The sequence below is a fragment of the Pseudomonas sp. 8_5_2 genome (genome assembly GCF_059295255.1).
The window spans coordinates 1,685,932-1,706,544 of record NZ_CM181238.1; the positions used below are offsets into that span (position 1 = coordinate 1,685,932).

Consider the following 20,613-nt stretch of genomic DNA (forward strand, 5'->3'; position numbering starts at 1 on the left):
GTCACGCCAGGGGGCGCGCCATGGAATCATCACAAACGTCGTTGGGCGAGTTCGAATCGACCCTCAAGAAGCATGCCCAGGAGCTGGTCGAAAGCCTGGAGCGAGGCCGTTTTGGCGAGGCGGTGCAGCTGATTCACGAGCTGAACCAGACCCGCGACCGCGGCCTGTATCAGGAAGTCGGCAAGCTGACCCGCGAGCTGCACAGTGCCATCGTCAGTTTCCAGATCGACCCGACCATGCCGCAAGCCGAGGAGGTGTCGCAGATTACCGACGCCACCGAGCGCCTGTCGTATGTGGTCAAGCTCACCGAGGGCGCGGCCAACCGCACCATGGACCTGGTCGAGGAAAGCACTCCGGTGCTCAACGACCTGGCCAGCGAGGCCAAGGCGCTGAGCACCGACTGGCAGCGCTTCATGCGCCGCGAAGTGGCTGCGCCAGAGTTCCGTGACCTGGTCAAGCGCGTCGACAGTTTCCTGACGCACAGCGCTGAAGGCAACCGCAAGGTAGCTGGCCACCTCAACGACATTCTGCTGGCGCAGGACTACCAGGACCTGACCGGTCAGGTGATCAAGCGTGTCACCACGTTGGTGACCGAAGTGGAAAGCAACCTGCTCAAGCTGGTGCTGATGGCCAGCCAGGTCGACCGGTTTGCGGGCATTCAGCATGACCACGATCAATTGCGTGCAGAAAAAGATCGAGAAAAACATCCGACTCGGGGTGAAGGTCCGCAGATTCATGCCGATAAGCGTGAAGACGTTGTGTCCGGTCAGGACGATGTCGATGATTTGCTGTCCAGCCTGGGTTTTTAAGGAGCACGTTTGATGAGCTTCGGCGCCGATGAAGAAATCCTCCAGGATTTCCTGGTAGAAGCCGGCGAAATTCTTGAGCAACTGTCCGAGCAACTGGTCGAGCTGGAAAGCCGGCCCGACGATGCCGACCTGCTCAATGCGATCTTTCGCGGTTTCCACACTGTAAAAGGGGGCGCCGGCTTCCTTCAGCTGAACGAGCTGGTGGAGTGCTGCCATATCGCCGAGAACGTGTTCGACGTGCTGCGCAAAGGTGAGCGCCGGGTCGACGCGGAACTGATGGACGTAGTGCTTGAAGCACTGGATACGGTCAACAGCATGTTTGGCCAGGTGCGCGAGCGCGCCGAAGTGACTCCGGCCACCCCTGAGCTGCTGGCGGCATTGTCGCGCCTGGCCGAACCTGGCAGCGCCGAAGCGCCTGCGGCAGCCGTTGCTGCACTCCAGCCCGCCGCCGAGGCGCCGCTGGCTGCTGCGGCCGATGACGCGCAACAGGACATCACCGACAGCGAGTTCGAGCAGCTGCTCGATTCGCTCGATGCGGTCAAGGCACAAGCTGCTGCCGACGAGCAGATGCAGGGTGAGCCCGTCAGTGCGGCCGGCGACGAAATCACCGACGCCGAGTTCGAGTCGTTGCTCGACCAGTTGCACGGCAAAGGCCAGTTCAGCGCTGAGGTTGTGGCGCCGCCGGCTGCCGTCAGCGCTGAAGCGGTCAGCGACGAGATCAGCGACGCCGAGTTCGAATCGCTGCTCGACCAGTTGCATGGCAAGGGTACGTTCCAGGTCGATGCGTTGCCGGGTGCCAAGGCGCCGTCGCCTGCCGCCGCTGAACAGACCGCTACGGCCAGCGCCGCCAGCGACGAAATCAGCGAACACGAATTCGAAGCCCTGCTCGACCAGTTGCACGGCAAGGGCAAGTTCGGCGGCGACGTTGCTGCGGTCGAAGCACCGGCTGCGGCCAGGGCGCAGGCGCCAGCTGCGGCGCCTGCGCCTGCCAGCAAACCTGCTGCTGCCCCTCGCGCGCCGGCCCCGGCCGCCGACAAGCACGCGGTCAGCGAAGCGGAAACCACCGTGCGGGTGGACACCGCGCGCCTGGACGAGATCATGAACATGGTCGGCGAACTGGTGCTGGTGCGTAACCGCCTGGTGCGCCTGGGCCTGAACAGCGGTGACGAGGCCATGTCCAAGGCCGTGTCCAACCTCGACGTGGTTACCGCCGACCTGCAGACCGCGGTGATGAAAACCCGCATGCAGCCGATCAAGAAAGTCTTCGGCCGCTTCCCGCGCCTGGTCCGCGACCTGGCTCGCCAGCTGAAAAAAGAAATCAACCTGGAGCTTGTCGGCGAAGAGACCGACCTCGACAAGAACCTGGTCGAGGCCCTGGCCGACCCGTTGGTGCACCTGGTGCGCAACGCCGTCGACCATGGCATCGAGATGCCCGATGAGCGTGATGCCTCCGGCAAGGCGCGCACGGGCCGCGTGGTGCTGTCGGCCGAACAGGAAGGCGACCACATCCTGCTGTCGATCTCGGACGACGGCAAGGGCATGGACCCGAACATCCTGCGCGCCAAGGCCGTTGAAAAGGGCCTGATGGACAAGGACGCCGCCGAGCGCCTGAGCGAGTCGGACTGCTACAACCTGATCTTCGCCCCGGGCTTCTCGACCAAGACCGAGATTTCCGACGTGTCGGGGCGTGGCGTGGGCATGGACGTGGTGAAGACCAAGATTTCCCAGCTCAACGGCTCGATCAACATCTACTCGGCCAAGGGTCAGGGCTCGAAGATCGTCATCAAGGTGCCGCTGACCTTGGCGATCATGCCGACCCTGATGGTGATGCTGGGCAACCAGGCGTTCGCCTTCCCGCTGGTCAACGTCAACGAAATCTTCCACCTCGACCTGTCGCGCACCAACGTGGTCGACGGCCAGGAAGTGGTGATCGTGCGCGACAAGGCACTGCCGCTGTTCTACCTCAAGCGCTGGCTGGTGCAGGGCCAGGTGCACGAAGAGCAGCGCGAGGGCCATGTGGTGATCCTGTCGGTGGGCACCCAGCGCATCGGTTTTGTCGTCGATCAACTGGTTGGCCAGGAAGAAGTGGTAATCAAGCCGCTGGGCAAGATGCTGCAGGGGACCCCGGGGATGTCCGGGGCCACCATTACCGGTGACGGGCGCATTGCGTTGATTCTCGACGTCCCGAGCATGCTCAAGCGTTACGCCGCGCGGCGTATTTGATTTCGGTGGCGCACCCTGGCGGGTTGCGCCGCCTAATGGAGTGTTTATGGCAGTCAAGGTCCTGGTGGTGGATGATTCCGGTTTCTTCCGCCGCCGCGTCTCGGAAATCCTCTCGTCGGATCCGACGATCCAGGTAGTGGGTACCGCGACCAACGGCAAGGAAGCAATCGACCAGGCGCTGGCGCTGAAACCCGATGTCATCACCATGGACTACGAAATGCCCATGATGGACGGCATCACCGCGGTGCGGCACATCATGCAGCGCTGCCCGACGCCGGTGCTGATGTTCTCCTCGCTGACCCATGAAGGCGCCCGGGTCACCCTCGATGCGCTGGATGCCGGTGCGGTTGATTACCTGCCGAAGAACTTCGAGGACATCTCGCGCAACCCCGACAAGGTCAAGCAGATGCTGTGCGAGAAGGTGCACACCATTTCCCGCAGCAACCGCCGTTTTGGCAGCTACGCCAGCCACGTGCCGTTGGCCGCACCTGCACCGGCGCCTTCCAGCAGCCCTGCACCTGCCAGCGGTTTCACCAGCCCTGCACCAGCGCGTACTCCCGTGCCTGCCCGTGCACCGGCCGCTGCGCCTACGCATTCGCCAGCCGCCAAGCGCAAGCCCTACAAGCTGGTCGCCATCGGCACCTCCACCGGTGGCCCGGTTGCCCTGCAGCGGGTGCTGACCCAGCTGCCGGCCAGCTTCCCGGCACCGATCGTGCTCATCCAGCACATGCCGGCCGCGTTCACCAAAGCCTTTGCCGAACGCCTCGACAAACTGTGCCGCATCAGTGTCAAGGAAGCCGAGGACGGCGACATGCTGCGCCCCGGCCTGGCGCTGCTGGCCCCGGGGGGCAAGCAGATGATGATCGACGGCCGTGGCACGGTGAAGATCCTGCCCGGCGACGAGCGCCTGAACTACAAGCCGTGCGTGGACATTACCTTCGGCTCGGCGGCCAAGTCGTATGGCGACAAGGTGCTGTCGGTGGTGCTCACCGGCATGGGCGCCGATGGCCGCGAAGGTGCGCGCCTGCTGAAACAGGGCGGCAGCACGGTGTGGGCCCAGGATGAAGCCAGCTGCGTGATCTATGGCATGCCCATGGCCATCGTCAAGGCCAACCTGGCTGACGCCGTGTACAGCCTGGACGAAATCGGCAAGCACCTGGTGGAGGCGTGCGTCTGATGGACGTCCTCAGCCTGATCGGCCTGATCCTCGCCTTTGTCGCCATTGTCGGTGGCAACTTTCTCGAAGGCGGCCATGCCGGTGCCCTTGTTAACGGCCCGGCGGCGCTGATCGTGCTGGGCGGTACCCTGGCGGCGGCGCTGCTGCAGTCGCCGCTGTCGTCGTTCAAGCGTGCCTTGCAGATCCTGCGCTGGATCCTGTTCCCGCCACGGGTCGACCTGGCGGGCGGGATCGACCGCGTGGTGAACTGGAGCCTGACCGCACGCAAGGAAGGCCTGCTGGGCCTGGAGGGGGTGGCCGACAGCGAGCCCGACCCTTATGCACGCAAGGGCCTGCAGTTGCTGGTGGACGGCGCCGAACCGGAAGCCATCCGCAGCATTCTCGAAGTCGATTTCCTGACCCAGGAAAGCCGTGACATCCAGGCTGCCAAGGTATTCGAGAGCATGGGCGGCTACGCGCCGACCATCGGCATCATTGGTGCGGTGATGGGCCTGATCCACGTGATGGGCAACCTGGCCGACCCGGCGCAACTGGGCAATGGTATTGCCGTGGCCTTCGTCGCCACCATCTACGGGGTGGCCAGCGCCAACCTGATACTGCTGCCGATCGCCAGCAAGCTGAAGGCCCTCGTCATGCGCCAGTCGCGCTACCGCGAGATGCTGCTCGAAGGCCTGCTGTCGATTGCCGAGGGTGAAAACCCGCGCTCGATCGAGCTGAAGCTGCAAGGCTTCATGGAGTAACCCATGCGTCGCCGTCGCCATACCGAGGAACACGAAAACCACGAACGCTGGCTGGTGTCGTACGCCGACTTCATTACCTTGCTGTTCGCTTTTTTTGTGGTGATGTACTCGATTTCCTCGATCAACGAGGGCAAGTACAAGGTCATTTCCCAGGCCTTGCTCGGGGTGTTCAACGACCCGGAACGCAGCATGAAGCCGATCCCTATCGGTGATGAGCAGCCGTTGAGCGTGCGCCCGGCCGAGCCGTTGGTCAAAGAGAGCGAGCAGACCGAGGCTGCCTTGGGCGCGACCAATGTCGACCCGCTGAAAACCATCAGCGATGACGTGCGCGATGCCTTTGGCGATCTGATCAACAGCAACCAGATGACCGTGCGTGGTAACGAGCTGTGGATCGAGATCGAGCTCAATTCGTCGCTGCTGTTCGGCAGTGGCGATGCCATGCCCAGCGACAAGGCCTTTGCCATCATCGAGAAGGTGGCCAACATTCTCAAGCCGTTCGCCAACCCGGTGCACGTCGAGGGCTTTACCGACAACCTGCCGATTCGCACGGCGCAGTACCCGACCAACTGGGAGCTGTCGTCGGCGCGGGCGGCGAGCATCGTGCGCCTGCTGGCCATGGAAGGGGTCAACCCGGCGCGCATGGCCTCGGTGGGCTACGGCGAGTATCAGCCGGTGGCCGGCAACGACACCGCCGACGGCCGTGCGCGCAACCGGCGGGTGGTGCTGGTGATTTCGCGCAACCTCGAAGTGCGCCGGAGCCTGACCGGCTCGGGCAGTGCCAACGCTAAACCGGACGCTGCATTGCGCCGGGCTGGCACACAAAGTGCACCGGCAACGCCAGCAACGGTGGCGGGGCAATAAGTCGTCAAATCTCTGTCACTGTTAACGAGTTCATGACATTGACGGCGATCCCTGTGGGAGCGGGTTCACCCGCGAAGATCGCGACTCGGTATATGGCACCGGCTTTGCCGGTGTTCGCGGCGGTTCGACGCTTCGATAAACCCGCTCCCACAGTGATTGCGCGAGCTTTCAAATTTTGAGCAAGGCAGTGTCCCTGCCAAATCAATAGATAGAGTTTGCTTGATGAGAGTCTGGGCAGTAGCCAATCAAAAAGGTGGCGTCGGCAAGACCACCACTACCATTGCCCTGGCCGGCCTGCTGGCCGAGGCCGGCAAGCGCGTGGTCGTCGTCGACCTCGACCCGCACGGCTCGATGACCAGCTATTTCGGGCACAACCCGGATGCCCTGGAGCACAGCTGCTACGACCTGTTCCTGCACAAGGGCGGGGTGCCCGAAGGCTTGCCTGGGCAACTGCTGCTGCCCACCAGCGACGAGCGCATTTCGTTGTTGCCGTCGAGCACCGCGCTGGCGGTGCTGGAGCGCCAGTCGCCGGGGCAGAATGGCCTGGGGCTGGTGATCGCCAAGAGTCTGGCGCAGCTGTGGCAGGATTTCGACTACGCCCTGATCGACAGCCCGCCATTGCTCGGCGTGCTGATGGTGAACGCGCTGGCGGCCAGCCAGCAGCTGGTGATCCCGGTGCAAACCGAGTTTCTGGCGGTCAAGGGGCTTGAGCGCATGGTCGGTACGCTGGCGATGGTCAACCGCTCGCGCAAGCAGGCACTGCCTTACCAGATCGTGCCCACCCTGTTCGACCGCCGTACCCAGGCCTCGCTGGGCACGCTCAAGCTGTTGCGCGATACCTACGGCCAGCAGGTGTGGCAGGGCTACATCCCGGTCGACACGCGGCTGCGCGATGCCAGCCGCAAGGGTGTCACGCCCTCGCAGTTCGACGGCAAGAGCCGCGGCCTGATTGCCTATCGGGCGCTGCTAAAGCACCTGCTCACTTACAAGACTGCAGCGCAGGTGGCTTGATGACCCAGACTCGGCACACCAGCACCCGGCCACAGGTGGCCCTGCAATCGTACCTTGACGGGTTGCTGCAGGAGGCCACCGAAGCTGACGACCTGATCGAGCTACCGGCAGCGGCGCAAGAATTCGCCGCAGCGGTGCGCGAGGAGCAGGCGCGTGATGCCCGCCAGCCGGCAAGGCAAGCGCCAGCCGAAGCCGACATCAGCCCTGCGCTGCGACCTTTCGCCGAGCCCCGGCTGGCGGTGTTGCCCAGCGTGATACCGGTTGAACCGCCGGTGGTGACCGTGGTCGAGCAGCAGGTGGTGGCCGAGGCCGCCATACCGGTGCTGGTCGAAGAGCAAGCCCCGCAGCCCGCGGTACCGTTGGTCGATGTGCATTTGCCGGCCCCCGACCTGCCTGCGCCGCCACCCAGTGAAGACGGTCGCCCGGCGTGGGCGGCCGAGCCGTTCGAATGCCTGCTGTTCGACGTTGCCGGTCTGACCCTGGCGGTGCCTCTGGTGTGCCTGGGCTCGATCTACAACCTGGCGGGCCAGGAGCTGACGCCGCTGTTCGGCCAGCCCGACTGGTTCCTCGGCATCCTGACCTGCCAGGCCGGCAACCTGAAGGTGCTGGACACGGCCCGTTGGGTGATGCCTGACCGCTATCGCGATGACTTTCGCCAGGGCCTGCAATACGTGATTTCCGTGCAGGGCTACGAATGGGGGCTGGCCGTGCACCAGGTCAGCCGTTCGCTGCGCCTGGACCCGTCCGAGATCAAGTGGCGCAGCCAGCGCGGCCAGCGGCCATGGCTGGCCGGCACGGTGATTGAACACATGTGTGCCCTGCTCGACGTCGCCGCACTGGCCGAGCTGATCGCCAGCGGCGCGGTCAAGCAGATGCATGCCAAACAGCAATGACAGCGAACACACCGCCAATGGCGGATTTTGAGGGTAGGGGAATGAAAAAGTCGTCCGCACAAGGTTCCGAAGATCCGATTCTGCAGTGGGTTACCTTCCGTCTGGACAACGAGTCCTACGGCATCAACGTGATGCAGGTGCAGGAAGTGCTGCGCTACACCGAAATCGCTCCGGTGCCGGGCGCGCCTAGCTATGTGCTGGGCATCATCAACCTGCGCGGCAACGTGGTGACGGTGATCGATACCCGCCAGCGCTTCGGCCTGATGCCCACCGAAGTTACCGACAACACCCGTATCGTCATCATCGAGGCCGACAAGCAGGTGGTCGGCATCCTGGTCGACAGCGTGGCCGAGGTGGTGTACCTGCGCCAGTCCGAGATCGAGACCGCGCCTAACGTGGGTAACGAAGAGTCGGCCAAGTTCATCCAGGGCGTGTGCAACAAGAATGGCGAACTGCTGATCCTGGTCGAGCTGGACAAGATGATGACCGAGGAAGAGTGGTCCGAGCTGGAGAATATCTGAGTTGATCCTACAGGTTGCTGTCATCTTCCTGACGCTGGTCTGGGCGCTGAGCCTGTGGTTTTTCCTCAACTACAGCAAGCGCCAGCGCGAGCTGGCCGCGCAGCAGGCCGAGGGCGATGCCCTGCGTGACCAGCGCATCAAGGACCTGGCCAAGCGCCTGGACGACTACCAGAACGGTACCGTGCGCATGGGCGAGGCGCTGCACGCGTTGAGCGCAGTGGTTACCCCGCTGCCCGACAAGATCCAGCAACTGGAGCAGCGCGACCCCAGCAACGTCACCTTCAGCCAGGCGGCCAAGCTGGTGGGCATGGGCGCCAGCGTCGCCGAGCTCACCGAAAGCTGCGGCCTGACCCAGGCCGAGGCGGAGCTGATGAGTAAATTGCATCGCAGCGAAAACGCCTCGTCCTGACGGCTCTGCCCCGGTCTGTTCGCGTATTTACCCCCGACCAGGCCGGGTCTGCTGCCGGCTCATGAGTGGCTCCAGGAATGATTGCCGCCAACCCTGGCGAAGCGGTTGAGTGGCAGCAGTGTGCGCATGGCCTTTTGGCTTTGGGCCAGGTCGACGAACCGGTAGGCATTGATCCGGGGTATGGCGTAAAGGTTGATCAGCTGGCGCAGGGTACGCAGCCCTGGCAGGTGACGGTCGACGACGTCGGTGAGCATGGCTGGGCCGGTAAGGCGACTGAGGCGGTTGGCATAGCGGTAGAAGTTGGCTGGGTCATCGGCCAGGCTCGGCTTGCTGTCGTAGAAGTCCTGGTTGGTCTGGTAGCGGGCGTGGATTTCTTCGGATATGGCCTCCAGCAACGGATTGCCCGGGTGGCTGCCTATCAGGCTGGTATTGTACAGGCAGTTCATGCCCAGCTTTTCATTGGACATGGGCGGCGCCAGCAGCAGGCCATCCGGGGTGGTGGCCAGCGTTACCTGGTCGATAGCTTCGCCAGGGCTGCCGGCGGTTTGCCCGTCGGTGACCTGCGGGTATTCGCCAGTGCGAAGCAAGGTGTCGTCGACGTCCATGTACAAGCCGCCTTCATGGTGCAGCATCGGGTAGCGCAGCACATCGGATGCCGAGGCGTAGTTGGTGGCGATACCACCGTTGCCATCCAGGGCCGCGTCGTACTGTGCGTAGTAGCGGCTTTGGCGAAAGGCCCTGAAGAACGCTTGCTCCTCTAGTGGCAGTACTTGCAGGCCGGGCGCATGTTCGGCCAGCAGTTCAAGGTTTTCGGCATAGGCCTGAGGGGCGGATTTGCCAAGGTACAGGCGCAACTCGTACTCGCTGTCCTTCAGCCGGGCAGCGTTATTGCCCAGGTTGGCCAGGAGCTTGGGGCTGATGGTGCGGTCGCCTACCCACAGGCACGAAATGGTCTTCGGAATCGGGTAGCTGTTGCTGGCCTGCACCGGGATATCTACCGGGAACATGAGCTCTACGCCCAGCGCACGCAGGCTCTGGCTGCGCATGCCATTGCCGGGCACGCGACTGGCGGGCGCAGCGACCAGGTCGCGGCGGCCAGCCAGGGCAACGTAACCGGTGGGCTCGATCTCGTTCAGATCCCCTTCGCGAATGAACACATCACGTTGAAGGTCGTAGACCATGCGCTGTGTGTAGCCGTCGATGCAGGCATCGAGGTGGTCGACATTGCTGTCGTATTGGGGCACGCGGATGACAGCGTCGGCGATGGCCTGATCGCAATCGGGCAGTGGCGGGATCGGCTCAGTGATATGGAAATAGGGCACGCCTTCCGGGGCTGGCAAGCGCGGGGCTGAGACCGGGCTTGCCGGGTAACCGATCTGCTCGTTCAGCCGGGTGGGCGGCACGAAGCCATCGAGTTTGAACTCGAACAGGGTCTGGGCCTTGGTGGCGCCTGCGATAGCCAACGGCAGGGCATTGAACAGGCCCCAGGTGATGTTGCCGACGCCATCCTGCTTTTCGTGCAGCGATTTGCCATTGATGGCCTGGTCCAGTCCCAGGCCCAGTTGTGCGATGCCGCCGATAGCCAGCAATGGCGCCAGCCCGGGTACTACCAGGCACAACGGAGCCAACAGGCTGAGGGTGCTGGACAGGTAACCGCCCCAGCGGGCTTTGCTGACCTGGCTGTCGGTGGTGATCAGAAAGGCTGCGTCGTCGTAACTGCGTTGGCGCTGGTGGTCTGCCATTGCCTGAAACAGGTCACCATCAATGTCGGGCGAGTATTTTTCCTGACGGTAATTCACGTAGGTGCGCGGTGACCACTTGCCGTCGTCGTTGAAAAAGCCATGTTCAGGCGGTAACGGATGCCGGGCAGGGTACGCGGCCAAACCCTCAAGGGCTGTATCCAGGCCGCTGAAGTCGAGGCCCTGGGGGGCGTCCGCCAGCCTGAAATGCTGCTTCAGCGCTGCGCGTCTGTCAGGGTTTTTGCATTGTTGGCCTACCCAGTCCTTCAGCAGGTCTTCGCTGGCGAACTCCAGCAGCGGCGAGCTGTTGCCGGGAACATAGAGCACGATCAAGCCGCTGGCGGGGGCCTTGAGGCACAACAGATCGGTGGCTGCGTAGCCGTAGATGTTCAACATGCTCACCCGTAGCGCACTGTCACGTGGCATCAGCCCGCCGGCTTGCCATATCAACCTTCTTGCTGCCTCGCTGAGGCTGCCTTCGCTGACCTGTTTGTTACAAGCTGCGATGAAGTTGAGCTTGCTGGCCAGCCGGTGGCCGTTCAGGTGGTCTCGCCAGTAGCGGTCCAGCTGGGCCTTGAAGGGGATATGGAAGTCCAGGGCGGCGATGAAGCGCTGCAATGCCTCGGCGGCTATCGGCAGGAGGGTCGAGGCGTCATAGCGTTGCGGCGAGGTTCGGCGAAACAGCCCGTTGAATACCTGGTATGGGGCGCCATAGTGGTTGAGCGCCGGTGCCGGCAAGGTCTCGACCAGGCGCAGCGGACCGCCAGGCAAGCTGCCGGCCCACGGCTGGCGAAACAGGGCGCCGAACAGATCGTTGTTGGTTACCCCCTGCCAGTTGGCCAGCAGAGCCTCGACCAGGCTTGCACGCTGAGTGACCGCGACCAGGTGGCCAGCTCGCACATCGGGGGCGTGATGCAAGGTAACCACGTCGATCTGCGTGGGGTCGAGATCATGGCCCTGTCTGGCCAGCCATTGGCGCAGGGCGCGGCTGGCCTCCTGGTCCGGGCGAGGCACCTGGCGCAGGTGGTCGCGAACATACTGCACGCCGGCGGCGTTGATGCGGGTCGTGGACATGGTGTTCACCTTGCTCATTTTTGGAAAGGGCAAGGCTGAACGGGTGACGCCGACTGGGGGTGGTAGATAGCTACCGGTTGTCGCCTGGTGGCGGCAGCAGGGTTACCGGGGTGATGTCGCGGGGCGTGGCGGGTTCGTCACTGAAGCCGGGCGGCACCTTGCCGCGCAGTTGCCAGGCAAATGCAATGATCTCTGCAATGGTCAGGTACAGCGCCTCCGGGATCTGCTCACCCAGCTCCAGGCGCGCCAGCAGGCGCACCAATTCGGCGTTTTCGTAGATCGGCACCTCGTGTTCGCGGGCCAGCGCCAGGATGGCTTCAGCGAGTGCATCGTCGCCCTTGGCGCTGAGGGTGGGGGCTTGCTGGCCGTCGTAGCTCAGGGCGATGGCCTGGCGGGGATGCTTCTGAGTCATGCGTTTTCATCCACCCAGCGTTGCTCTACCCGCGTGCGCGGGCCTTGTGGCGGGGTGCCGGGGTGGCATTCCAGGTCGCCGACATCCAGGCCGCGGGCCAGCAGGCGTTCGCGCAGGGCGCCGAGCTGGGTGTCGATCAGCCGCGCGGTTTGTTCGCGTTCTGCCCACAGCTGCCCGCTCAGCCGGCCCTGGCTCAGTTGCGCCTGGACCTGCATGGGGCCCAGTGGTGAGAGGTCGAAGGCCAGCTCGATGCGCCACAGGGCTTGTAGCGGGTCTTGCGCCTCATGCTGACGGTCGGCCTGTTGTTGCGGGGTTTCCTCGCGCTGCAGCTTCACCTGCAAGGGGATGAACTCCTGGCCGTGGCGGATCGGCACTTCGGTTTGCCAGGTGCTCTGCAGGTTGCCGTTTTCCAGTGTGCCGGTTTGCTGCAGGCTGCTCATGGCGTGGCTTTGCAGGCGTGAAACGGCAGCAGCGGCCAGGCGCAGCAGTTGCTGCAGGTCGCCTTCTTCTTCCATGGCCTTGAGCAGGCGCGACGGCAGCGGGAAGGCCCCGGGCTGCGGTTTGGGGCTGACCCGCTCGAGCATGCCCAGTGCGCCGCGTGCCAGCGCCGGCATGGTCACGGCGAGGCTGGCCGGGGCCAGGTTGGGGGCGCCGGTCGGGTTGATCGGCGCCTGTGCCACCAGCCGCAGCAGGTGCGCCTTCAGGTCGGTAGCGACGCTGGCAGGGAAGCCGCCCAGCAGTTTCGCTTCGAGGAAGGCCCCGCTGTTGTTCAAGGCCTGGGCCACACCCTTGGCGTCGCCCAGTTGCCGCGCGTCCGGCAGGCCGGCCAGCAGGCGTTCGGCGCTGGCCCGCAGGTTGCCCTCGACGCCTGGGTCGCGGGTCAGCTGTTGCAGGGCGTTAAGCAGGCCGGGCAGCGAGGCCTGCCGGTTTTGCTGGGTCAGCAGCTGCTGGGCAATATTGAGCTGGTCCTGCCGTCCGCTAAGCGGCACGAAGCGCAGCGACTGGTCGCCCTGCACCAGCGCACTGAGCAGGCTGCCGATGGCCAGCGGGCGCGGGCTGTCGATGCTCAGGGTAGCGCCGGCCTGGGCGCTGTTGAGCAGGCTGACCAGCGCCCGGTAGGCGGCGGGTTGCCCAGGGCCCTGGGGCAGCAGCTGATTGGTCACGACCTTGCCTTGCAGCAGGGTGCCCACTGGCACTTTGCTGGTATCGAGGCGGGTGAGGGTGGCGATCTGGCTGGCGTTGGCTTGCTGCAGCAGGATCGCCAGGCGATTGCCTTCGGTCTGGCTGACCGTGACCTGGCTGCCTTGGGGCAGGGGCTGGCTGGCGCTGGCTTGCAGCTGGGTCTGCACGCCGTTGGCCTGGATCAGGCGCAGCACCAGCTGGAATTCCTGGCCCGTCTGGCGCAACGACACCACCTGGGCCTGCGCGGTCTCGCCGGGGGCCAGCAAACCGGGCTGTGCCTGGATAAGGCGCAGCAGTTCGCCGGTCATGCCCGCCTTCATGGCTTGGTTGTTGATCGCGGTTTGTGTGCCGAGACTATTGATTTCAGTCATGATTGTATACAACCTGTCGAGCCCGGCCTCTTGGCAGCGCGGCGGCGCGTGTAATAATGCCGAGCGCCCGTGGTTGCCAGTATAACGGCAGCGCGGGGGGCGACTTGAGACATGAGGGCGTCAGCGCGGTGTTGCCTGCTTCGCGGGTGAACCCGCTCCCACAAGGTTTTTGTGCAGCATCCGAGCGCTGCGCGGTACCGGTAGGAGCGGGTTTGCCCGCGAAACAGGCAAAATATCGGGCTGGGCCCTACCAAGATAAGGCGAAACCGTGACCCTTCACCTCCAAGCCGCAGGCCTGGCCTGCGAGCGCGACTGGCGCCTGCTGTTCGAGCACCTCGCTTTCGAGCTGCGGCCCGGCGACATGCTGCAGATCAGCGGCCCCAACGGCAGTGGCAAGACCAGCCTGTTGCGCCTGTTGGCGGGCCTGATGCAGCCGACCGCCGGGCAGATCCTGCTGGGCGGCAAGCCATTGGCCGAGCAGCGCCATGCCCTGGCCAGCATCCTGCTGTGGATCGGCCATGCCGCCGGTATCAAGGACCTGCTCACTGCCGAGGAAAACCTCACCTGGTTATGCGCCTTGCACCAGCCCGCCAGCCGCGATGCGATCTGGGCGGCGCTGCAGGCAGTAGGCCTGCGCGGTTTCGAAGACGTGCCCTGCCACACCTTGTCTGCCGGCCAGCAGCGCCGCGTGGCCCTGGCCCGGCTGCACCTGGCCTGCCCGCCGCTGTGGATTCTCGACGAGCCGTTCACCGCCCTCGACAAGCAAGGCGTGGCGCAACTTGAAGCGCACCTGGCAGCCCACTGCGAGCAGGGCGGCACGGTGGTGCTGACCACCCACCACACGCTCGACCGCAAGCCGTCCGGTTACCGTGAGCTGAACCTGGGGCAGTGGGCCGCATGAGCGTATTCATCCTGCTGCTGCGCCGTGAAGCGCGCTTGCTGTTCCGGCGCCCGGCCGAGCTGGCCAACCCGCTGGTGTTCTTCGCCATCGTCGTGGCCTTGTTCCCGCTGGCGGTCGGCCCGGAAAGCCAATTGTTGCAAACCTTGTCGCCAGGCCTGGTCTGGGTGGCGGCGCTGCTGGCGGTGCTGCTCTCGCTGGACGGCCTGTTCCGCAGCGATTTCGAAGACGGCTCGCTGGAACAATGGGTGCTGTCGCCGCATCCGCTGGCGCTGCTGGTGCTGGCCAAGGTGCTGTCGCACTGGATCTTTTCCGGGCTGGCACTGGTACTGTTGGCGCCACTGCTGGCATTGATGCTGGGGCTGCCCAGCCAGTGCTTGCCGGTGTTGCTCGCTTCCTTGTTGCTGGGTACGCCGGTGTTGAGTTTGCTGGGTGCGGTAGGTGCCGCGCTGACGGTCGGTCTGAAGCGTGGTGGTTTGTTACTGGCATTGCTGATTCTGCCGTTGTATATCCCTGTATTGATCCTGGGCAGTGGTGCGTTGCAGGCGGCGTTGCAGAATATGCCCGCAACCGGCCACCTGCTCTGGCTCGCCAGCCTGACGGCCCTGGCCGTGACCCTGGCACCCTTTGCGATAGCGGCTGGCCTGAAGATCAGCGTTGGCGAATAACGAGTCCCGGGCTCTCAAGCCCGGCAAATACCCTGGATGTACCCTGATGAAAATAAGCTGGACGTGGTTCCACAAGCTGGGCTCCCCCAAATGGTTCTATGCCATCAGCGGCCGCATGCTGCCCTGGCTGGCTGGCGCTGCCGTGCTGCTGCTGGCGGTCGGCATCACCTGGGGCCTTGCCTTTGCGCCCGAGGATTACCAGCAAGGCAACAGTTTCCGCATCATTTATATCCACGTGCCGGCGGCGATGCTGGCGCAGTCCTGCTATGTGCTGCTGGCAGTGGCCGGGGTGGTGGGCCTGGTGTGGAAGATGAAACTGGCCGACGTCGCCCTGCAATGCGCCGCGCCGATCGGCGCCTGGATGACCGCCGTGGCGTTGGTCACCGGCGCCATCTGGGGCAAGCCGACCTGGGGCAGCTGGTGGGTCTGGGATGCACGACTTACGTCCATGCTTATCCTGCTTTTCCTGTACTTCGGCATCATTGCGCTGGGCCAGGCAATCAGTAACCGTGACAGTTCGGCCAAGGCCTGCGCGGTGCTGGCGATTGTCGGCGTGATCAATATCCCGATCATCAAGTATTCGGTGGAGTGGTGGAACACCCTGCACCAGGGCGCCACCTTCACCCTGACCGAAAAACCGGCGATGCCCGCCGAGATGTGGCTGCCGTTGCTGTGCACGGCGCTGGGCTTCTACTGCTTCTTCGGCGCCGTGCTGTTGCTGCGCATGCGCCTTGAAGTGCTCAAGCGCGAAGCGCGCGCCAGCTGGGTCAAGGACGAAGTGTTGAACAGCCTGGGGCGGAGGGCGGCACAATGAGTTTTGCCACCTTCGGTGACTTTCTCGCCATGGGCCACCATGGCCTGTACGTGTGGTCGGCCTATGGCATTTGCCTGGCAGTGCTGGCGCTGAATGTCGCCGCACCCCTGTTGGCCCGCCGTCGTTACCTGCAAGAAGAGGCGCGCCGTTTGCGCCGGGAGAACAACCAGTGAATCCGCAGCGCAAGAAACGCCTGTTGCTCATCGTCGGCCTGCTGGTCGGCGTCGGGGTTGCCGTCGGCTTTGCCTTGAGCGCATTGCAGCAGAACATCAACCTGTTCTACACACCCACCCAGATCGCCAACGGCGAAGCGCCGCAGGATACGCGCATCCGCGCCGGCGGCATGGTCGAGAAGGGCTCGGTGCAGCGCTCGGCCGACTCGCTGGACGTGCGCTTCGTGGTCACCGATTTCAACAAGTCGGTGCCCATCACCTACCGCGGCATCCTGCCCGACCTGTTCCGCGAAGGGCAGGGTATTGTTGCCCTCGGCAAGGTCAACGCCGAAGGCGTGGTCGTGGCCGATGAGGTGCTGGCCAAGCACGACGAGAAGTACATGCCACCCGAGGTCACCAAGGCCTTGAAGGAAAGCGGCCAGGCCGCCGCCGGCGCGGAGGCCAAGCCATGAACGCTGCACTGGTGATCCCCGAACTCGGCCAGCTGGCAATGATCCTGGCCATCTGCTTTGCCATCGTGCAGGCGAGCGTGCCGCTGCTCGGCGCCTGGCGTGGCGACAGCCTGTGGATGAGCCTGGCGCGGCCGGCGGCCTGGGGGCAGTTTGCCTTCCTGGCCTTTGCCTTCGCCTGCCTGACCCATGCCTTCATGACCGACAATTTCTCGGTTGCCTATGTAGCCAGCAACTCCAACAGCGCCTTGCCCTGGTACTACAAGTTCAGTGCCGTATGGGGTGCCCACGAAGGTTCGCTGCTGCTGTGGGCGCTGATCCTCGGCGGCTGGACCTTCGCCGTGTCGGTGTTCTCGCGGCAGTTGCCGCAGGTGATGCTGGCCCGAGTGCTGGCGGTAATGGGCATGATCAGCGTGGGCTTCCTGAGCTTCCTGATCATCACCTCCAACCCGTTCCAGCGGCTGCTGCCGCAGGTGCCGACCGATGGCCGTGACCTTAACCCGCTGCTGCAGGACTTCGGTCTGATCGTCCACCCGCCGATGCTGTACATGGGCTATGTGGGCTTCTCGGTGGCCTTCGCCTTCGCCATCGCCGCCTTGCTCGGCGGTCGCCTGGACGCAGCCTGGGCGCGCTGGTCGCGGCCCTGGACCATTGTCGCCTGGGCCTTCCTCGGGGTGGGTATCACCCTGGGCTCCTGGTGGGCTTATTACGAGCTTGGCTGGGGGGGCTGGTGGTTCTGGGACCCGGTGGAAAACGCCTCGTTCATGCCCTGGCTGGTGGGCACGGCGCTGATCCACTCGCTGGCAGTGACCGAAAAACGCGGTGTGTTCAAGAGCTGGACCGTGCTGCTGGCCATTGCCGCGTTCTCGCTGAGCCTGCTGGGGACTTTTCTGGTGCGTTCCGGCGTGCTCACCTCGGTGCACGCATTTGCTGCCGACCCGTCGCGCGGCATTTTCATCCTGATCTTCCTGTTGTTCGTGGTCGGTGGTTCGCTCACCCTGTTCGCCCTGCGTGCGCCTGTGGTCAAGAGCCAGGTCGGCTTCACCCTGTGGTCGCGTGAGACGTTGCTGCTGGCCAACAACCTGGTGCTGGTGGTGGCGGCCTCGATGATTCTGCTCGGTACGCTGTACCCGCTGGTGCTCGATGCGCTTACCGGGGCCAAGCTGTCGGTCGGCCCGCCGTACTTCGATGCCTTGTTCCTGCCGCTGATGGCCTTGCTGATGGTGGTGATGAGCGTGGGCGTGCTGGTGCGCTGGAAGGACACCCCGGGCAAATGGCTGGTCAGCATGATGACCCCCGTGCTGATCGGCAGCGCCATCCTCGCCCCGGCTGCCGGCTTCATCGTCGACGACTTCGACTGGCCGACCCTGACCGCCTTCGCCCTGGCCGCCTGGGTGGTGCTCGGCGGGCTCCGTGACATCTTCGACAAGACCCGCCACAAAGGCCTGATCAAGGGCTTGCCAGGCCTGGGTCGCAGCTACTGGGGCATGCAACTGGCGCACCTGGGCCTGGCGGTGTGCGCGCTGGGCGTGGTGCTGTCGAGCAACAACAGCGCCGAACGCGACCTGCGCATGGCGCCGGGCGAAAGCGTGGAGCTGGGCGGTTACCAGTTCCTGTTCCAGGGTGCCAGGCATTTCGAAGGGCCGAACTTCATCTCCGACAGGGGCACCGTGGTGGTCAGCCGCGATGGCCGTGAGGTCACCACGTTGCACCCGGAGAAGCGCCTGTACACCGTGCAGCAGTCGATGATGACCGAGGCCGGCATCGACGCCGGCTTTACCCGTGACCTGTACGTTGCCCTCGGCGAGCCACTGGAAAACGGCGCCTGGGCCGTGCGCGTGCACATCAAGCCTTATGTCCGCTGGATCTGGCTGGGCGGTCTGCTGACTGGCCTGGGTGGGTTGCTGGCGGCCCTCGACCGGCGCTACCGCGTCAAGGTCAAGACCCGGGTGCGTGAGGCCCTGGGCGTGTCTGGAGCAGCTGCATGAAGCGTTGGATCATGGTAGTCCCACTGGTGGTGTTCCTGCTGGTGGTGGTGTTCCTGTACAAGGGGCTGTTCCTCAAGCCCGACGAGCTGCCTTCGGCAATGATCGGCAAGCCATTCCCCGCGTTTTCCCTGGCCTCGACCCAGGGTGACCGCACGCTGACCCAGGTCGATCTGCACGGCCGCCCGGCGCTGGTCAACGTCTGGGCCACCTGGTGCCCGTCGTGCAAGGTCGAGCACCCTTACCTGAACCAGCTGGCCCGGCAGGGCGTGGTGATTCACGGGGTCAACTACAAGGACGACAACGCCGCCGCGCAGAAGTGGCTGGCCGAATTCCACAACCCCTACCAGCTGGATATCCGTGACGAGCAGGGCAGCCTGGGCCTGGACCTTGGCGTGTATGGCGCGCCGGAAACCTTCCTGATCGATGCCAAGGGTGTGATCCGCTACAAGCACGTGGGCATCGTCGATGCCACCGTGTGGCGTGAGCAGCTGGCGCCGCTGTATCAGGGCCTGGTCGACGAGGCCAAGCCATGAAGCGCTGGCTGGCAGCCGTTGTGCTGGGCCTGGGCGTAGCGAGTGTGGCCAAGGCAGCCATCGACACCTATCAGTTTCGCGATGATGCCGAGCGCGAGCGCTATCAGCAGCTGACCAAGGAACTGCGCTGCCCCAAGTGCCAGAACCAGGACATCGCCGATTCCAACGCGCCGATTGCCGCCGACCTGCGCCGGGAAATCTTTCGCATGCTCGGTGAAGGCAAGAACAACCAGCAGATCGTCGACTTCATGGTCGACCGCTACGGCGATTTCGTGCGCTACAAGCCGGCGCTCAGTGGCCGCACCTGGCTGCTGTGGTTTGGCCCGGGAATATTGCTGACGGGTGGTTTCGTGGTGCTGGCGCTGATCGTGCGCCGCCGCCGCAGTACGGCCGCACCGGGCGGTAATGAGTTGTCTGCCGAAGAACGCGAGCGTCTCGCCAAACTGCTGGATAAAGAACAGACCCATGATTGAATTCTGGCTTAGCGCGGGCCTGCTGCTGCTCGCTGCCCTCAGCTTCCTGCTGATCCCGATCCTGCGTGGCCGTCGTCGTCAGGCAGAAGAAGACCGCACCGCCCTGAACGTGGCCCTGTACCAGGAGCGCATCGCCGAACTGGCTACCCAGCAGGCCGCCGGAGTGCTCGACGAGGCGCAGCTGGCCAAGGGCCGCGACGAGGCTGCCCGAGAGCTGCTGGCCGATACCGAAGGCGCCGAGGCACCCCGTCAGGGCCATCTTGGCAAGGCCTTGCCGTTGCTTGCGGCCGTACTGGTGCCGCTGATGGCGCTGGGGCTGTACCTGCATTTTGGTGCGGCCGACAAGGTGGCCCTGACCCAGGAGTTTGCCCAGGCACCCAAGTCGATGGAAGAAATGACTACCCGCCTGGAGCGCGTGGTCAAGGCCCAGCCGGATTCGGCCGAGGCCCTTTACTTCCTCGGCCGCGCCTATATGGCCGATCAGCGCCCCGCTGATGCCGCGCGTACCTTCGAGCGTGCCGTGGCCCTTGCCGGTCGTCAGCCAGAGCTGCTCGGGCAGTGGGCCCAGGCCTTGTACTTTGCCGCCGACAAGCAATGGAGTCCGCAACTCCAGGCCTTGACTGACGAAGCATTGCAGGCCGACGCCAACGAAGTGACCAGCCTGGGCCTGCGCGGTATTGCCGCGTTCGAAGGCGAGCGCTATCAGGAAGCCATCGACTACTGGAAGCGCCTGCTGGCGCAGTTGCCGGAAGGCGATACCTCACGTGCGGCCCTGCAGGGCGGCATTGATCGCGCCGCCGAGCGCTTGGGCGGCTCGCCAGCGCAGGCCGCAGAGCCCGCGGCGGCAGTAGCAACGGCCCGTTTGAAGGTGCGGGTAGAACTGGCTGCCGCGTTGCAGGACAAGGTCAAACCGGAGGACACGGTGTTCATCTTTGCCCGCGCCAGCAATGGCCCACCGATGCCGCTGGCGGCCAAGCGGGTGACGGTGGCGCAGTTGCCGATCGAGGTGGAGTTGTCTGATGCCGATGCGATGATGCCGCAGATGAAACTGTCCGACTTCAGCGAAGTCCAACTGGTTGCACGTGTGTCACGGGCTGGCCAGCCTACCCATGGCGAGTGGATTGGCCAGGGCGCGCCAATGCCCAGCGCCAGCCAGGCCACCCAGCACCTGACCATCGACAGCCCTGACAAGTAA

At 64.4% G+C, this 20,613-nt stretch carries 21 protein-coding genes; 18 read left to right on the plus strand and 3 right to left on the minus strand.

What is annotated here, in order from left to right; translation table 11 throughout:
- The first annotated feature begins 20 nt into the window (after positions 1 to 20).
- The 9 genes from AC5O5R_RS07740 (at position 21) to AC5O5R_RS07780 (ending at position 8,644) form a co-directional block, all read left to right on the plus strand.
- Positions 21 to 809 (plus strand): protein phosphatase CheZ, encoded by a 789-nt coding sequence (locus tag AC5O5R_RS07740; protein WP_172228078.1) that lies wholly within the window; start codon positions 21 to 23, stop codon positions 807 to 809.
- Positions 810 to 821: 12 nt separating this feature from the next.
- Entirely contained in the window at positions 822 to 3,032 is a 2,211-nt protein-coding gene (locus tag AC5O5R_RS07745; protein ID WP_494515148.1) for a chemotaxis protein CheA, read from the plus strand.
- A gap of 46 nt (positions 3,033 to 3,078) precedes the next feature.
- A complete protein-coding gene (locus AC5O5R_RS07750) occupies positions 3,079 to 4,209 on the plus strand; it encodes a protein-glutamate methylesterase/protein-glutamine glutaminase (protein WP_494515149.1) in 1,131 nt (376 codons plus the stop codon).
- A complete protein-coding gene (locus AC5O5R_RS07755; protein ID WP_172228072.1) occupies positions 4,209 to 4,949 on the plus strand; it encodes a flagellar motor protein in 741 nt (246 codons plus the stop codon). The genes AC5O5R_RS07750 and AC5O5R_RS07755 overlap by 1 nt, the downstream gene beginning before the upstream one ends.
- A gap of 3 nt (positions 4,950 to 4,952) precedes the next feature.
- Positions 4,953 to 5,810, plus strand: coding sequence for a flagellar motor protein MotD (gene motD, locus AC5O5R_RS07760; RefSeq protein WP_494512275.1), 858 nt, complete (start codon positions 4,953 to 4,955; stop codon positions 5,808 to 5,810).
- A 222-nt stretch (positions 5,811 to 6,032) separates the two neighbouring features.
- Positions 6,033 to 6,821 carry a ParA family protein gene (locus tag AC5O5R_RS07765; protein WP_172228068.1) on the plus strand — a complete coding sequence of 263 codons (789 nt, stop codon included), beginning with the start codon at positions 6,033 to 6,035 and terminating at the stop codon, positions 6,819 to 6,821.
- On the plus strand, positions 6,821 to 7,714 hold the full coding sequence (locus AC5O5R_RS07770; protein ID WP_172287504.1) for a CheW domain-containing protein: 894 nt from the start codon (positions 6,821 to 6,823) through the stop codon (positions 7,712 to 7,714). The genes AC5O5R_RS07765 and AC5O5R_RS07770 overlap by 1 nt, the downstream gene beginning before the upstream one ends.
- Before the next feature lie 41 nt (positions 7,715 to 7,755).
- Positions 7,756 to 8,235 (plus strand): chemotaxis protein CheW, encoded by a 480-nt coding sequence (locus tag AC5O5R_RS07775; RefSeq protein ID WP_003254393.1) that lies wholly within the window; start codon positions 7,756 to 7,758, stop codon positions 8,233 to 8,235.
- Position 8,236: 1 nt separating this feature from the next.
- Positions 8,237 to 8,644, plus strand: a complete 408-nt coding sequence (locus AC5O5R_RS07780) for a DUF2802 domain-containing protein (protein WP_494515150.1) — start codon at positions 8,237 to 8,239, stop codon at positions 8,642 to 8,644.
- A gap of 59 nt (positions 8,645 to 8,703) precedes the next feature.
- On the opposite strand, the gene AC5O5R_RS07785 is transcribed toward AC5O5R_RS07780, so the two are convergent.
- The 3 genes from AC5O5R_RS07785 to fliK all read right to left on the minus strand — a co-directional run bounded on the left by AC5O5R_RS07785 (position 8,704) and on the right by fliK (position 13,422).
- Positions 8,704 to 11,457, minus strand: a complete 2,754-nt coding sequence (locus AC5O5R_RS07785; protein WP_494515151.1) for a dermonecrotic toxin domain-containing protein — start codon at positions 11,455 to 11,457, stop codon at positions 8,704 to 8,706.
- 70 nt (positions 11,458 to 11,527) lie between these two features.
- Complete coding sequence (locus tag AC5O5R_RS07790; protein ID WP_172230186.1) at positions 11,528 to 11,869, minus strand: EscU/YscU/HrcU family type III secretion system export apparatus switch protein; 342 nt, start codon at positions 11,867 to 11,869, stop codon at positions 11,528 to 11,530.
- Positions 11,866 to 13,422, minus strand: a complete 1,557-nt coding sequence (gene fliK, locus AC5O5R_RS07795) for a flagellar hook-length control protein FliK (RefSeq protein WP_172230184.1) — start codon at positions 13,420 to 13,422, stop codon at positions 11,866 to 11,868. The genes AC5O5R_RS07790 and fliK overlap by 4 nt, the downstream gene beginning before the upstream one ends.
- 268 nt (positions 13,423 to 13,690) lie before the next feature.
- Here fliK and ccmA point away from each other — a divergent pair, with 268 nt between their 5' ends.
- From ccmA to ccmI, 9 genes are read left to right on the plus strand one after another with little or no spacing between them, the layout of a single operon-like run.
- Positions 13,691 to 14,323 (plus strand): cytochrome c biogenesis heme-transporting ATPase CcmA, encoded by a 633-nt coding sequence (ccmA, locus tag AC5O5R_RS07800; RefSeq protein WP_172230182.1) that lies wholly within the window; start codon positions 13,691 to 13,693, stop codon positions 14,321 to 14,323.
- Positions 14,320 to 14,988, plus strand: a complete 669-nt coding sequence (ccmB, locus tag AC5O5R_RS07805) for a heme exporter protein CcmB (RefSeq protein ID WP_172230180.1) — start codon at positions 14,320 to 14,322, stop codon at positions 14,986 to 14,988. The genes ccmA and ccmB overlap by 4 nt, the downstream gene beginning before the upstream one ends.
- 46 nt (positions 14,989 to 15,034) lie before the next feature.
- Positions 15,035 to 15,802: a heme ABC transporter permease gene (locus tag AC5O5R_RS07810; RefSeq protein WP_172230178.1), complete on the plus strand. Its 768-nt coding sequence runs from the start codon at positions 15,035 to 15,037 to the stop codon at positions 15,800 to 15,802.
- Positions 15,799 to 15,975 (plus strand): heme exporter protein CcmD, encoded by a 177-nt coding sequence (ccmD, locus tag AC5O5R_RS07815; protein WP_012273475.1) that lies wholly within the window; start codon positions 15,799 to 15,801, stop codon positions 15,973 to 15,975. The genes AC5O5R_RS07810 and ccmD overlap by 4 nt, the downstream gene beginning before the upstream one ends.
- Positions 15,972 to 16,427 carry a cytochrome c maturation protein CcmE gene (gene ccmE / locus AC5O5R_RS07820; RefSeq protein ID WP_172230176.1) on the plus strand — a complete coding sequence of 152 codons (456 nt, stop codon included), beginning with the start codon at positions 15,972 to 15,974 and terminating at the stop codon, positions 16,425 to 16,427. Before ccmD ends, ccmE begins: the two co-directional genes overlap by 4 nt.
- A gap of 11 nt (positions 16,428 to 16,438) precedes the next feature.
- On the plus strand, positions 16,439 to 18,412 hold the full coding sequence (locus AC5O5R_RS07825) for a heme lyase CcmF/NrfE family subunit (protein WP_172286687.1): 1,974 nt from the start codon (positions 16,439 to 16,441) through the stop codon (positions 18,410 to 18,412).
- Positions 18,409 to 18,945, plus strand: coding sequence for a DsbE family thiol:disulfide interchange protein (locus tag AC5O5R_RS07830; RefSeq protein ID WP_172228650.1), 537 nt, complete (start codon positions 18,409 to 18,411; stop codon positions 18,943 to 18,945). Before AC5O5R_RS07825 ends, AC5O5R_RS07830 begins: the two co-directional genes overlap by 4 nt.
- On the plus strand, positions 18,942 to 19,418 hold the full coding sequence (locus AC5O5R_RS07835; RefSeq protein WP_172228648.1) for a cytochrome c-type biogenesis protein: 477 nt from the start codon (positions 18,942 to 18,944) through the stop codon (positions 19,416 to 19,418). The genes AC5O5R_RS07830 and AC5O5R_RS07835 overlap by 4 nt, the downstream gene beginning before the upstream one ends.
- Positions 19,411 to 20,613: a c-type cytochrome biogenesis protein CcmI gene (ccmI, locus tag AC5O5R_RS07840; protein ID WP_172228646.1), complete on the plus strand. Its 1,203-nt coding sequence runs from the start codon at positions 19,411 to 19,413 to the stop codon at positions 20,611 to 20,613. Before AC5O5R_RS07835 ends, ccmI begins: the two co-directional genes overlap by 8 nt.